The organism is Bacillus sp. AFS018417 (assembly GCF_002560985.1).
GTDB classification, from domain to species: domain Bacteria; phylum Bacillota; class Bacilli; order Bacillales; family Bacillaceae_G; genus Bacillus_A; species Bacillus_A rhizoplanae.
The window spans coordinates 58449-72388 of sequence record NZ_NTTM01000006.1 but is presented as its reverse complement, the minus strand read 5'-3'; the positions used below and the strand labels follow the sequence as shown (position 1 = coordinate 72388).

Below are 13940 nucleotides of genomic sequence, written 5' to 3'. Positions count from 1 at the left end.
TTAACATTTATTTAAAATAAAGATTTTTCGGGGGTGCAAAAACTGGATATTAAAACTCGAACAATTATAACTCTCGTGGGTAGTTTCCTATTATTTACTTTTGGCACATTTAGAATAATTATAGAGTCACTATCATCAACATCCTTGTTCGTAGCGTATATATTCGCTATCACTGGTTTTATTGGCATAATAGCTAATAGTTCAAAACTGAGAAAAATAAGGTAAGAAAAGAATGACTTTTTTCAAAGGAGATGATACTACCTTGAAAGATAATTTCATAACGCTCTTACATTTGATTACAAATCTTGAGATAGATGGTCGGTTTATTTTAGGGGTAGATGGGTTAAGCCGTTCTGGCAAAACAACACTTGTGAAAAAACTTAGTGAGGCTGTAAAAGAAAAGAATATCCCTTTCTATGTCTTTCATATTGATGACCACATTGTTGAACGTAAAAAGCGTTACAATACCGGCCATGAAGAATGGTATGAATATTATCATTTACAGTGGGACATTAATTGGTTACGGGATCATTTTTTCGATAAACTTAGATTTTCGAACGATCTTATTCTACCCTTTTATGATAACGAATCTGATACACAGAGTATTAAGAACATTAAACTTCCCAATACTTGTGTAATCTTAATAGAAGGTGTTTTTCTTCAACGTAAAGAGTGGAGAAGTTTCTATGATTCTGTAGTGTATTTGGACTGCCCGCGAGATAAGAGATTTCTTCGTGAAAATGAACATACACAACAAAACATTTCCAAGTTTCAAAATAGGTATTGGAAAGCAGAAGAATTTTATATAGATACAGAATTCCCTACAAAAATTGCTGATTTAGTTTTACAGGGATAATAGCACACAAAAATGCTCAGAGTTTTTATGCTCTGAGCATTTCTTTTTATAACAGTTTCCTCAGCTCTTCTGTCATTTGTTCTACTAATTCAGGTCTTCCATGAAATTGTGCTGGTGTATTTTGAAATAATTCGATTTTCCAATCATTAGAGTTATTTATAACCACAAGAGTGTGATGGGTGTTAACCTCTGGCTTTAAATCTGATTTTCCTGGAGGTATCATACCTGCGATAGCTCTTAAGATAGCAACATTTTCACCAATGAAACGTAAATCTTTTATTTTACTTACAAATTGAGCAGTAGGATGGTCCCTAAAAATGGGGCTTAAATGAGAAAAAATCTCTTTACGTCCAATCGACTGACTTCCATCAAATCCTATACTCTCTCCATGTTCAGTAAACAAGTTTGCCATACCTTCTGCATCACGATTGTTCCAAGCTTCAATAAGTTGTTCGTAAACTTTTTTGATATGTATTTCTTTACTTTCGTTCATTTCATCACCTCTATGTTCTTAGTTATTATATATATTCTAAATTATTGTTACATCAGCCTAAACACTTTTCAACTAAAGCAAAACTTCCATCAGTGGGAATTTTTTCATCCCCCACCTATCTTTCTCGTTTCTCTGTGAAACTTGAGGTGGGATAAACAAAAAACGCATGGATCAGTTCTCCATGCGTTTTTATATGTTATCTAGGAATCTCTGTACTACTTATTCACTGCATGCTTCATATCAGGGCTACAAGCATTAGACTGACATGATTTATTAATGGAGCACGCTGCACATTTCCCTTTTTTACTTCTCTTTACAAAGTTAATTAACGTATATGCTGCATATCCAAAAACGACAGCTCCAATTAAAATATTAACTACCATTATGCAAACATCTCCTTCTAGAATCCCATCATAGATCCAACTTGGTATACAATTAGTGTTAATACATACGCAACAATAAGCGGATAAACAACAGAGAAAATAGTCCACTTAACTGATCCTGTTTCACGGCGAATTACCGCAACTGTTGCTAAACATGGTACATATAATAAGATAAAGAACATAAATGCATATGCTGATAATGCTGTAAAATGAGCTCCGATTATGTTTCCTAATACATCTTCTTTCACAGAATAAATAATCGCCATTGCGGAAACAACAACTTCTTTTGCTAAAAATCCTGTTAATAATGCTGCAGCTGCTTGCCATGTTCCAAAGCCAAGCGGTGCTAGAATTGGAGCCAAGACGCCGCCAATCATCGCTAGGAAACTATCTCCCATCTTTACATCGAACCCAGATGGACCGGCATAGTTTAATAACCAAATGACAACAGAACCACCAAAGATAAATGTACCTGCTTTACGTACAAATCCTTTTCCTTTTTCCCATGTACTGCGCCATAACGTTTTTGCTTGCGGTACGCGATAAGGCGGAAGTTCAATTACAAAAATAGATTTTTCTTCTTTTAAAACCGTAACAGACATAATCTTTGTCACCAATAGCGCAAGTATTATACCAACGATATATAAAGAGAACACAACGATTGCTTGACTATGCGGGAAAAAGACCCCAGCAAATAATGCATATACAGGTAGACGTGCTGAACACGACATAAATGGCGTCACTAAAATCGTAAGCAACCTCTCTTTATCCTGTTCAATCGTTCTTGCGGCCATAATGCCTGGTACGTTACAACCAAAACCAATAATCATTGGAATAAATGCTTTTCCATTTAGTCCAAAAAACTCCATAATACGATCCATTACAACGGCAATACGCGCCATATATCCAGAGTCTTCCAATAATGAAATAAAGAAGAACAATACAAAAATTTGCGGAACGAATACTATAACTCCACCGACACCAGCAATCACGCCATCTGTAATAAGCGCTCGAATAAACTCAGATGCCCCCATATTCGTTAGAGCTGTCGTTACCCAATCTGTGAACGGACCACCGACAAATGCATCAAGTTGATCAGATAGAGGTGTCCCAATCCATGTAAATGTAACCTGAAAAATGAAATACATAATCCCTAAAAAGATCGGAAGCCCCCAGATTTTATGCGTAATTAATTTATCAATTCGTTCAGAAAAAGGAATGCTTCCTTCTTTCTCATGACGAATGACACTTGTTTTCAACTTTTCAATATACGCTGCACGTGCCCCGTATATATGCTGTTCTAGCGTTACGTCTAGTTCTGCTTCTAATGCAGAGCGAATCGCTACAATTTCGTTATATGCATGTAATTGACTCAATTCTTTTTCTACCACTTCGTTATTTCCTAAGAATTGAAGTGCAAGCCATCTTGGATGTTCATAATTTGCTTGTTGCAATTTATCCATAACTTGCTGAATTCCTGCATCTATCTTTTCACCATAAGAAAGAATAAATGGCTTCTGTTCTACGCGATCACTTTCGTGAAGAGAAGCTAACAATTCCTCACAGCCTTTTCCGCTCCTCGCAATAACCGGAATAACTGTTACACCGAGTATTTCAGCTAGTTTCTTTACATCAATGATAATTCCACGCTGCCTGGCAACATCTATCATGTTTAAACCAATTGAGAGCGGTTTACCAAATTCTAATAATTGCAAAGTTAAATGCATATTACGCTCGAATTGAGAAGCGTCTACAATGTTTAACATATGATGAAATTCGTCAGTTAATAGGAATTGTGTAACAACCCCTTCATCACGTGACACAGGGTTTAAATTATATACACCTGGTAAGTCTATTAAAGTTCCCTTCTTATCTTTTAACTTACCAATCTTTTTTTCTACAGTTACTCCGCTCCAGTTCCCTACATATTCATAAGAACCAGTAAGCGCATTAAATAATGATGTTTTCCCCGTATTTGGATTCCCTAGTAAAGCAACCTTATTCACGCTAATTCCACCTTTATCATTTTCGCATCACAATGGCGAATAGAGATTAATTGTCCGCGGCATTCTAATGTACATGGACCATTAAACATTGCCTTTTGTTTTATACAAAGTTCGCAACCCTCAGCAAATCCAAATGAAGCTAAACGACGTTTTAACAATTTATCAAGAGATTGTAAATCTTTCACACGTACTTTTTCATCTATATTCATATCAACTAAGTTCATAACTTCTCCCCCTTGGAAGATAACGATAATTATTATCAATATCAATCATATCATGACTTTTGGAAAAAAAACTATACAATATAATGTGAATTTATTACTATTTTTGTACAATTTCAGCGTTTTTATGTTACGAAACAAAGTTATGTATGATTCATTTGTCATTCTTATCCATTTTCGTTACAATAAAAATAACAATCTAAGAATCTCGTTGTCACAGGGGGAGCTTTGCTGCTGAGAGGGAACACATCGTTCCGACCCTTTGAACCTGTTAGTTAATGCTAACGCAGGAATTGTGCAAACGTATATACATAAATAGTTATTTGTAACTTGTATATTTCAATATCCCCCTATGCTAGTGATTCTTTTTTTGTAACTTGGATGTAGGGGGAGCTATAAATGCGCAACACAAATTTACAAGCGATGATAGAAGCAGCGATTCTCGCAGCACTTGCGTTAGTCATCGACATTTTGCCGCTATCTATTAAACTTCCAGGCGGCGGTTCTATCTCATTTGCTATGATTCCAATTTTTATTATCGCTTACCGCTGGGGATTTAAAGCGAGTTTCTTAAGTGGGCTCATTTGGGGATTACTACAAATTGTCGTAGGAGATGCATACATTTTAACGCCCGTACAAGCGTTTATTGAATACTTCATTGCATTTGCTTTTATCGGTTTTTCTGGATTATTTCATACACCCATCCAACAAGCACTTGCCAATAAACAAAGAACAAAAGCAATTACGTATATCATTATCGCTACATTTATTGGCAGCCTAGCTCGTTACTTCTGGCATTTTATTGCCGGTGTTATTTTCTTTGGACAATACGCACCAAAAGGACAATCTGCTGTTTTATATTCTTTCATCATAAATGGCAGCACAATGATTGGTTCTTTCGCATTATGTTCAATTTTACTTGTCATTTTATTTACAACAGCACCGCGCTTATTTACAAGCGTGAATATGAATTATACAAACAAAAAAAAGATTGCTTAAATAGCAATCTTTTTTTGTGCCTCAGTTTCCAATGTTACTTTCCTAATGTGAATCTATGTGTCTTACCATTTCAGGAGTTTGAAAATGGAGTGTGTCTATCTCTCTCGGCTGCTCTCGTTTATTTTTACCGTTATGCTTATGAATCCAAGATTTCATCTCATTCCATAAAACAACTCTACGCATATCATACCCTATGTGCTGCTTCTTTATATTCTCTTTATAGCTATCATTCCATTTGTGCCACACAACTTTATCATGTGAATCTATCCATACTTCTTGTCGATCAACTACAGTTTTACAGCCTTCATTATTAGCTAACATAATCGTATCATTCTCTAATAATAAAGATAGAGCCGCCGAGTGCCTCTCCATTCCCCTACTCCTTTCTTTTTTTAGTGCCTGCCTTTTTTCCCTAAAATGTGTGTGCCTTACACATATGTAGTGTATACAAAAAAATCAGTACAAACTATCGATTTACCTTACAAAAAACCTTACAATTTTGTAAGGTTAAAATCATAAATAATGATATATAAATATATAAAATTCAATTACATATAAATAATACGCGCGCTTTGATTGATAGTACTCTCTCATGAAGTGGCTTGTATAATTTAGAAGCAAAGTGTAGGAAATGCAATGATTATTAGTATCGTAAAAAATTCAAAGCATCTATACATACAATCGAGTGCATATCCTGATTGCTTTTACCCGTTTTTTCGTCTTGATAATCGATCTGGCAATTGAATATTTATTGCTAGTTTACGAATAAAACCAGCTACTAAACCAAGTCCAATAAAAATATAAAAAATAGTAAAGAGCTTTCCAAAGTCTGTTTTTGGACTAAAATCGCCATACCCAACTGTCGTTAATGTGACAACACTAAAATATAAAGCATCAATTACGCGCATTTTTTCTACCGTACTATAAAAAATAGTTCCTGTCATAAGAGTTCCAGCCGTTAATACAAATAACACTTGAAATTCTTTATCCTTCCACGCTCTAAAAAAAGCTTCTAACATTCTTTTTAAAGTAAATAAAAATGAAATCATATGACTCTCCTTTTCTATTCAGTTCATTTAATCAATGGAAAGTCTATCACTTTTCTGCGCATAAAAAAAGTAGCACTTCTCCTTTAAAGAAAATGCTACTTAAATAAGTAAATGACACATTTACTTTACCTTATTTAAATATCGATAGATAGTTGCTTCTGATGCTTTTAAATGTTTAGCAACTTCACTTACGCCGCCTTTCAGTAAAAATACCCCCTTATCATTAAGTTTTTTTATCACTTCCATTTTTTCATCGGGAGACATTCTCTCAGGCGACACTTCGTACTCAGATAAAACTCCTGTAATAAGTGATGAAAGCAGACTATCGAGATTTTCTTCTAAATTCTCGGAAAGATCTAGTTCAAGATTAGGGTGTGACTTCTCCGCATCTTCATTCATGCTAGTCTGACTCATAATCATACTATCTAACCAGTCTCTTGCTTTTATCATGTTACTAATATCAATATTCACACACAGCATTCCAATTATGCTATTGTGTTCATCTTTAATAAAATAGCTTGATGAACGAAACGTTTGATTATTTTTTGAGTTTCCTTTGTAATTGGAAATAAAATGTTTATCTATGTATTTTTTTTCTTGTAAAATCTTTAAAGCTAAGTCTGTTAAATGCCCACCAACTTTTCTTCCACTAAGATGTCCATTAACAACTTCAATGATAGATTCGTCTGGATTCGTAACATCATGCAAAACAACTTCGCAATTTTCTCCAATTACATCTGCAATGAAATGAACAAGAGGAATATACCGCTTTAACTTTTCTTTATTTTCCATTGATATCGCACCTTTTTTAGAAGATATGAAGAAAGTACACACTTTCGCATCAACATTTTTCTTTGCTTTCTTCTTTCATACTATCATACTACTACACAATGCCTCTCTAAAGATAAAGTGAAACTTCCATCAGCGGGGGTTTTCTTCATCCCCCGCCTATCTTCTTCGCTTCTCTCAATCTTGAGGTGGAGGTCTTACTGCCCGCGAATAGCGGGATAAGAGGCAGATTTTACCCAATTTTTCTCATTTTTTACTTTCTATATGTAAATTTATCAATAAAAAATTCTTATTGCAATGAGAATTTTTTTAATGTTTTAAAGAATTTTTAAAATATTTGTTGAATTAAGAAAAAGGAAGTATTAAAATAAAATCACGTTATAAGAAATTATTATAGTTATGATAAAAAATTATCACAGGAGGGGTTTTTGGATGAATGCGGTTATTTCTACTCAACATGCACCTGGTGCAATTGGTCCTTATTCACAAGCGATGAAAGCGGGGAATTTTATCTTTACTTCGGGGCAACTGCCGATTGACCCCAAAGACGGAGAAATGCCTGAAACAATTGAAAATCAGACAAAACAATCATTAGAGAATGTAAAAGCCATTCTAGAAGAAGCTGGAAGTAATCTAAGTAAAGTTGTTAAAACAACTGTGTTTTTAAAAGATATGAACCATTTTGCACAAATGAATGAAGTTTACCGTACTTACTTTACAGCAAATTGTCCCGCTCGAAGTGCCGTACAAGTAGCACGATTGCCAAAAGATGCACTTGTTGAAATTGAAGTTATTGCAACTTTATAAAGTTTTTAATGTTAACGCATACAGTTCAATGTAATGATGTCGCTTTATTATAAGGAAAAATTAAATATTAAAAATGATAAAATAAAATGTCGCTCCTTTATTATCAAACGATTTAAAGACTTAATCTTTATAGTGAGGGAGTGCTAAGTTTCGAATTCATTGAAAGCGCTATCTTTAAAAAATCAACCTCTGAGGGGGAAAAGGATGGATACTCCAAAAAAAAATAAGTGGTTTGCACTTGTCGTACTAATTTTAGGCGGAGGAACAATTTTTAAACTTCCGTTTTTAAAAGATGCTTTTTATATTCCCATGATGGAGTATTTTCACTTATCTCATACCCAAATAGGTGTAATCTTATCTATTTATGGGATTATCCAAGCATTCGGTTATATCGCATCGATGTATATAGTAGACAGGTTTTCTAAGAAAAAAATCATACCGTTTAGCTTAATTGGTGTTGGATTATCAGGATTATATTTAACAACATTTCCTGGTTATTATGGTGTTTTAACTGTTTGGATCATTTTCGCTTTATTTGCAGAAACTGCTTACTGGCCTGCTTTAATAAAAGCTGTAAGGTTATTAGGAGATAAAGACGAACAAGGTAGAGTGTTTGGATTCCTTGAAGCAGGAAGAGGAGTGGTTGATACTATTGTTGCTTTTTCTGCCCTTGCAATTTTTAGTTGGTTAGGATCAGGAGCAGCTGGCTTTAGAGGTGCAATTATCTTCCTTGCAGCAACAGCAATTGTTATTGGTATCATTTCTTATTTCTTAGTAGAAGACGACGTAATTAAAGATACAGATGAACAAGGTAACAAAATTAACAAAAATAAAGCTGCACTAGAAGGTGCTTTACAAGCATTAAAGATGCCTGAAGTATGGGCAGTATCATTCACTATATTCTCTGTGTATTCCGTTTATATTGGTTTAACATATTTTATTCCGTTTTTAAAAGAAATCTATGGTATGCCTGTTGCACTAGTAGGTGCTTATGGAATTATTAATCAATACGCTTTAAAAATGCTTGGAGGTCCGCTAGGAGGATTCTTAGCTGATAAAAAATTCAAATCTCCATCTAAATATTTAAGAGTTGCTTTTATAGCCGCAATTATTGGGATGACTATTTTTATCTTCTTACCTCATGAGACGATGAATGTATACGTTGGAATGATCTTTACACTAAGTTTTGGCACAATTATTTTTACTCAACGAGCGGTATTTTTTGCGCCTATTGATGAAGTGGGAATACCAAGAGAAATCAGTGGTTCATCTGTTTCTATTGCTTGCTTAATAGGATATGCACCTTCGATGTTTGCATTTTCTCTATACGGAAGCATGTTAGATAGAACACCAGGAATGGACGGTTATAAGCATGTATTTTTAACAATGATTGCTTTTTCCGTACTTGGCCTGATTATTAGCAGTTATTTAGTCCGAATTGTTAAGAAGAAAAATGAGTTAGTGAAAAACGAGACAAGTTCAATTTCAAATGAAGTATGAGATTTATAACCGAAAGATAAGAAAGGTGAGGATATTATGAAAATTGGATTAGAAACAGAAAGCTATCATTTATTTTTTCACAACAACCGAATGGATATTTTTGATTTTATAAGAAAAACAGCTGAACTCGGATTGGACGGGGTTCAGATCAATATTATTACAAATGAGGCAGACAAGAATTTACATCCAGAATGGGGTGTGCTTGGCGGAAACGACCCTGATCACTTGAAAAAGGTTCGAGAAGAAATTCAAAAATATGGTTTATATGCTGAAATTGATACAAGAGGTACAGATATAGAGCATTTGACAAAAGTGATAGACATTGCCAATCAAATTGGTGCAGATGTCATCCGGACTTACGTTTGTGTAGGGGAATATGATGCCGAAAAGATGGCTAAGGCTCCTGAAGAACTCAAACAAATCGTGCCATTGTTAAAACAATATCGAATTAAACTTGGAGTCGAAAACCACGAAGAAGAAACAACAGCTGAGGTAATTAAAATTATTAAAGAAGTAAACAGTCCTTGGGTTGGAGCACATTGTGATCTAGGAAATGGAATGATGGCATGGGAAGATCCAGTTGAAGCAGTAAGGAATTTAGCTCCGTATGCCTACACAACTCATTTTAAAGATCACATTGTCATTCATGACGGTGAAGACCATATAGTTTGCGGGGTTCCAGCAGGAACTGGAAATATCGATTTGGAAGAATGTTTTAAAATCCTTGTGAATGAATCAACACTAACGAGAATCAATGTAGAAATGTGTTTTCCATACGTAGCTCCATTTAAACGTCCAAAAGGAACTGGGGGAGTATATGAAGTCGGTGAAGGAGCATTCAAAGTAGAAAATCCTCCATATGACTTACATGTCATTCAGCCTGCAGATTACTATTATCCTCCTGAACATCTATTAGAAAAAATGCTTGAAGATCAAGAAAAAGGTGTTCAGCAATCTGTAGAATATGTACTAGCTTTAAGAGAAAAATATTGTAGACAAAAAAATTTCAATGAGATAACTAATTAATTTCCACCTATATATGTAGAAGTATCCACTATTTCTGCATAAATTCAAGATACAAAACTGCTATGAAATTAACAAAGGGATTGGCTAATTACCAATCTCTTTTTCATTTTATTTCTTCGATTTAAAATAAATTATTCCTCTCTCATTTTTGACTTTTTCACATCAATCCTTTACAGTCAAACTGTTCATAAGTTTTACAATGTAGGAGGATCAGCATGGAAATCCAAATAAAAGACACTTTAATCTCACAAGAACAGCTGCAAGAAAAAGTAAAAGAGCTTGCACTGCAAATCGAACGTGATTTTGAAGGAGAAGAAATTTTTGTTATTGCTGTACTAAAAGGTTCTTTCGTATTCGCAGCAGATTTAATTCGTCACATTAAAAACGATGTAACAATCGACTTTATCTCTGCATCTAGCTATGGAAACCAAACAACAACAACTGGAAAAGTAAAATTATTAAAAGATATCGATGTAAATATTACAGGTAAAAATGTAATTGTCGTAGAAGACATTATTGATTCTGGTTTAACACTTCATTTCTTAAAGGACCACTTCTTAATGCATAAACCAAAAGCGTTAAAATTCTGTACGCTTCTTGATAAACCAGAACGCCGTAAAGTTGATTTAACAGCTGAATATGTTGGCTTTGTCATTCCAGATGAATTCATCGTCGGCTATGGCATTGACTGCGCTGAAAAATATCGCAACTTACCATACATCGCTTCTGTTGCAACAGATAAATAATACGATATCAGCGTTTTTTACATATATCGGCCATTCGCCAATATACGACATGCATACGTAGTAAAAAAAAGCAGCTATGGCTCATACCAATAGCTGCTTTTCTACTACTTCTCACTTACAATCTTAAAATAAGAACGAACCGTTAAGAAGTAATAGCCAATATAAATCACACTATATACTCCAATGCTCATTAATAATGGAATTAAAATTTCAAATGGCAATAAGTTAGCCAACCCTTTTAGCGCAAATAAGCTATGCAAAATTCCAATGACTAATGGAATCGCAAAAATAAAGCGAATTTGTTTTGCGATTGCTTTCTTCATCTCTTGCTTCGTTACCCCAATTTTACGAAGAACAACATAGCGATCACGGTCTGCATTTGCTTCTGTTAATTGTTTAAAGTAAATGATAGAACCTGTTGCAAGTAAGAATACCAGTCCTAGGAAAGTACTGATGAACATCATCAGACCAGTTGCTTCGATTCCGCCTTTAAATCCTGTATAGAAATCTCTAAATGACGGTGCAGGTTCAGGCTCTCTCGGCATAATCTTTGTTAATTTTTCCGTTAATGCCTTACTATTCTTCTCATTTTTCACATTAATATTTTTAACAACTCTCGTTCCATTTACCTTTTTCGCTTGCCCGTATACGTCGTCTGGAACAACAACAACTAATTCTCCTAAGTTCGTAACATTACGACCTTCAACACCTTTAATTGTTAATGCCTTCGTTTCATTTCCAAGAGGAAATACCGCTTTATTTCCTGTATATACTGTACTAAATTCATGTCCTTCAATATACGTGCCATCCAATACGAAAGCTTCTCCAGCGGTTAACCTTACCGTATCCATTTTGTTCGCAATTGTATTAAAGGCGGATTGTGACACAAGTTGATATTGTTCTGTCATCATATAATGAGCATTCATACTTATATCAGCTTTTTCACCTTCAAATTTCCCTTTCACCGGCACCATTTCAATTTCGAACTGCTCTTTAATTGGATTATGCTTCTTCTCTTCCTCAAAGATTGCATTCACTTTCTGTTCTAAAGCCTCATCCTTTTTCTCATAAGAGAAGCTATACGGTGTATAATCTTTCGCTTGTGTGAATGTGTTGTAATACATCGTGACAGATGTACCAACGGCTGTTAATGTTACTGCACTTAAAATAGCAATGGTTGCAAGCGATTTTGCATTTCCTTTAATGCGGTATAACAACTGAGATGTCGTTACCATATTCATTCCATTATAAAAGGATGATTTATTATTTCTTGCGCGTTTTAAAACGACAACTGTAAAGAACTTAAATAATAAATACGTACCAATTACGGTTGCAAATAGAATATAAAATGCGATCATCATGAAGTCTGCGTATTTAATAGCTTTCGTAAACATAAGTGATAAGAAATATCCAGAACCAATTAAGAATATAGCGATAAATGCCATAATAATAGACCCTTTTGGCATTTGTTCTCCTTCACGCTCAGCGCGGAATAGCTCAATAAGCTTAAATCGATAAATTAAACGATACCCTTGCAGCGATGTATACAAAATAATAACAAAAAACACAACTGCCGTATTCGTAATCGCTGCTAACGGCACTTCAAAATGAACATGTAAATCGAGTCCCATTAAGCTTACTAGTAATTCCAGAAATAGCTTAGACAGTAAACTACCAATCACAATACCAATTACTAAGGACATTAATCCCATTAACATATTTTCATAAAACAGCATTCTCCCAATTTGGCGTTTCCGAATTCCTAGTAAAGAATATAACCCAACTTCTTTTTTTCGTTTACGTGTAAAGAAGCTATTGGAATAAATAATAAATACCGCTACGAAAATAATGAGCATTACACTAGAGACTTGGAATGCCCCGCTAATTTTCTTTGATCCTTCTGCCGCTTTTTCCATTTGTGTATTATATTGAAGTGCTGCAAAGGTAAAGTAAATGACGATACTAAAAATCATCGACATAAAATATAAAGCATAATCTTTAAAGTTTCGCTTTATATTGCGAAGGGCAATACTAGATAACGTCATCTACTATACCTCCAGAGATAATAGACATTACGTCTAGTACTTCTTGGAAAAATTGCTTCCGCGTTACTTCTCCTTTGTGCAGTTCTTTATATAACTCACCATCTTTAATGAAAATAACACGCTGACAATAACTTGCGGCAAATGCATCATGCGTGACCATTAAAATTGTCGATTGATCATATTCATTTAATGCTTTCATGCTCTCTAATAAGTCAGTTGCAGACTTAGAATCTAACGCACCTGTTGGCTCATCTCCAAAGATCATACTTGGATTTGTAACAATAGCACGAGAGGCTGCGCAGCGCTGCTTCTGTCCGCCAGATACTTGGTATGGATATTGATCTAAAATATGATCAATACCAAATTTTTTCGCGATTTCAAGAACACGGCGATCAATTTCACCTGCTTTTACTTTTGATAACGCAAGTGGAAGCGCAATATTTTCTTTCACTGTTAACGTATCTAATAAATTATAATCTTGGAAAATGAAGCCTAAGTTATCACGACGGAATAATGCTAGCTTATCATCATTCATTTTCACAATATCATTTCCATCAATTAAAATTTCACCGCTTGTTGCGTTATCAATTGTAGAAAGAACATTTAATAACGTTGTTTTACCCGATCCAGACGGCCCCATAATTCCAACGAACTCGCCTTCTTTCACTTGTAAGTTAATTCCTTTTAACGCTTCGTATTTATTTCCACCGGTGTCATATATTTTTTTAATATTATTTGCTTCTAGCACTGTTTTCATTACTATATCCCTCACTTTACCTTATCTCATCATTACTGTTGCCACGATCGAACCCCCTTACACAAACATGATTGTTATATAAGTCACAATATCTTCTATAAAAATTATATTAAAATGATTTTATTAAGTATTTTGTTACTATAACACCGCCACTAATGCCACACTATCTATTTCTCTTACATAAACATTACATTTATGTAAGATTAGAAAAAAGCCACTCTTCTCAATGGAAGAGTGGCTTTTTTCTTTTTGACCGTTTTCAT

The 13940-nt window shown here is 34.5% G+C and carries 15 protein-coding genes and 1 riboswitch; of the genes, 6 read left to right on the top strand and 9 right to left on the bottom strand.

Translation table 11 applies throughout. The features are described 5' to 3' along the window. Window positions 1-262: 262 nt before the first annotated feature. The gene (locus tag CN326_RS04265; RefSeq protein ID WP_375337679.1) at window positions 263-856 is read left to right on the top strand and encodes a kinase; all 594 of its coding nucleotides are present in this window, start codon (window positions 263-265) and stop codon (window positions 854-856) included. Window positions 857-902: 46 nt separating this feature from the next. Here the strand turns inward: CN326_RS04265 and CN326_RS04260 are convergent, their stop codons facing one another. The 4 genes from CN326_RS04260 to CN326_RS04245 all read right to left on the bottom strand — a co-directional run bounded on the left by CN326_RS04260 (window position 903) and on the right by CN326_RS04245 (window position 3962). After that, entirely contained in the window at window positions 903-1349 is a 447-nt protein-coding gene (locus CN326_RS04260; protein WP_098306548.1) for an SgcJ/EcaC family oxidoreductase, read from the bottom strand. Window positions 1350-1564: 215 nt separating this feature from the next. Beyond that, a complete protein-coding gene (locus CN326_RS04255) occupies window positions 1565-1732 on the bottom strand; it encodes a FeoB-associated Cys-rich membrane protein (protein ID WP_098306546.1) in 168 nt (55 codons plus the stop codon). Window positions 1733-1749: 17 nt separating this feature from the next. Then, window positions 1750-3738 carry a ferrous iron transport protein B gene (gene feoB / locus CN326_RS04250; RefSeq protein WP_098306544.1) on the bottom strand — a complete coding sequence of 663 codons (1989 nt, stop codon included), beginning with the start codon at window positions 3736-3738 and terminating at the stop codon, window positions 1750-1752. Beyond that, window positions 3735-3962 carry a FeoA family protein gene (locus CN326_RS04245; protein WP_098306542.1) on the bottom strand — a complete coding sequence of 76 codons (228 nt, stop codon included), beginning with the start codon at window positions 3960-3962 and terminating at the stop codon, window positions 3735-3737. Before CN326_RS04245 ends, feoB begins: the two co-directional genes overlap by 4 nt. A 206-nt stretch (window positions 3963-4168) precedes the next feature. Next, window positions 4169-4270: riboswitch (TPP riboswitch) on the top strand. Between the two features lie 88 nt (window positions 4271-4358). On the opposite strand from CN326_RS04245, the gene thiT reads away from it, so the two are divergent. After that, complete coding sequence (thiT, locus tag CN326_RS04240; RefSeq protein WP_098306540.1) at window positions 4359-4958, top strand: energy-coupled thiamine transporter ThiT; 600 nt, start codon at window positions 4359-4361, stop codon at window positions 4956-4958. 42 nt (window positions 4959-5000) lie between these two features. On the opposite strand, the gene CN326_RS04235 is transcribed toward thiT, so the two are convergent. The 3 genes from CN326_RS04235 to CN326_RS04225 form a co-directional block, all read right to left on the bottom strand. After that, window positions 5001-5330, bottom strand: a complete 330-nt coding sequence (locus CN326_RS04235; protein WP_098306538.1) for a hypothetical protein — start codon at window positions 5328-5330, stop codon at window positions 5001-5003. A 332-nt stretch (window positions 5331-5662) separates the two neighbouring features. Beyond that, complete coding sequence (locus CN326_RS04230) at window positions 5663-6007, bottom strand: potassium channel family protein (protein WP_098306536.1); 345 nt, start codon at window positions 6005-6007, stop codon at window positions 5663-5665. 120 nt (window positions 6008-6127) lie between these two features. Then, entirely contained in the window at window positions 6128-6799 is a 672-nt protein-coding gene (locus CN326_RS04225; protein WP_098306534.1) for a helix-turn-helix transcriptional regulator, read from the bottom strand. A 429-nt stretch (window positions 6800-7228) separates the two neighbouring features. Between CN326_RS04225 and CN326_RS04220 the strand changes: the two genes are divergently transcribed. The 4 genes from CN326_RS04220 (at window position 7229) to hpt (ending at window position 10875) form a co-directional block, all read left to right on the top strand. Further along, complete coding sequence (locus tag CN326_RS04220; protein ID WP_098306532.1) at window positions 7229-7603, top strand: RidA family protein; 375 nt, start codon at window positions 7229-7231, stop codon at window positions 7601-7603. Between the two features lie 204 nt (window positions 7604-7807). Further along, window positions 7808-9103 carry an MFS transporter gene (locus CN326_RS04215; protein WP_098306530.1) on the top strand — a complete coding sequence of 432 codons (1296 nt, stop codon included), beginning with the start codon at window positions 7808-7810 and terminating at the stop codon, window positions 9101-9103. Between the two features lie 36 nt (window positions 9104-9139). Next, complete coding sequence (locus tag CN326_RS04210) at window positions 9140-10129, top strand: sugar phosphate isomerase/epimerase family protein (RefSeq protein ID WP_098306528.1); 990 nt, start codon at window positions 9140-9142, stop codon at window positions 10127-10129. A gap of 215 nt (window positions 10130-10344) precedes the next feature. Next, window positions 10345-10875 (top strand): hypoxanthine phosphoribosyltransferase, encoded by a 531-nt coding sequence (gene hpt, locus CN326_RS04205; protein ID WP_098306526.1) that lies wholly within the window; start codon window positions 10345-10347, stop codon window positions 10873-10875. Window positions 10876-10979: 104 nt separating this feature from the next. Here the strand turns inward: hpt and CN326_RS04200 are convergent, their stop codons facing one another. Further along, window positions 10980-12920, bottom strand: coding sequence for an ABC transporter permease (locus CN326_RS04200; RefSeq protein ID WP_098306524.1), 1941 nt, complete (start codon window positions 12918-12920; stop codon window positions 10980-10982). Then, entirely contained in the window at window positions 12907-13677 is a 771-nt protein-coding gene (locus CN326_RS04195; protein ID WP_098306522.1) for an ABC transporter ATP-binding protein, read from the bottom strand. Before CN326_RS04195 ends, CN326_RS04200 begins: the two co-directional genes overlap by 14 nt. Between the last annotated feature and the right edge of the window lie 263 nt (window positions 13678-13940).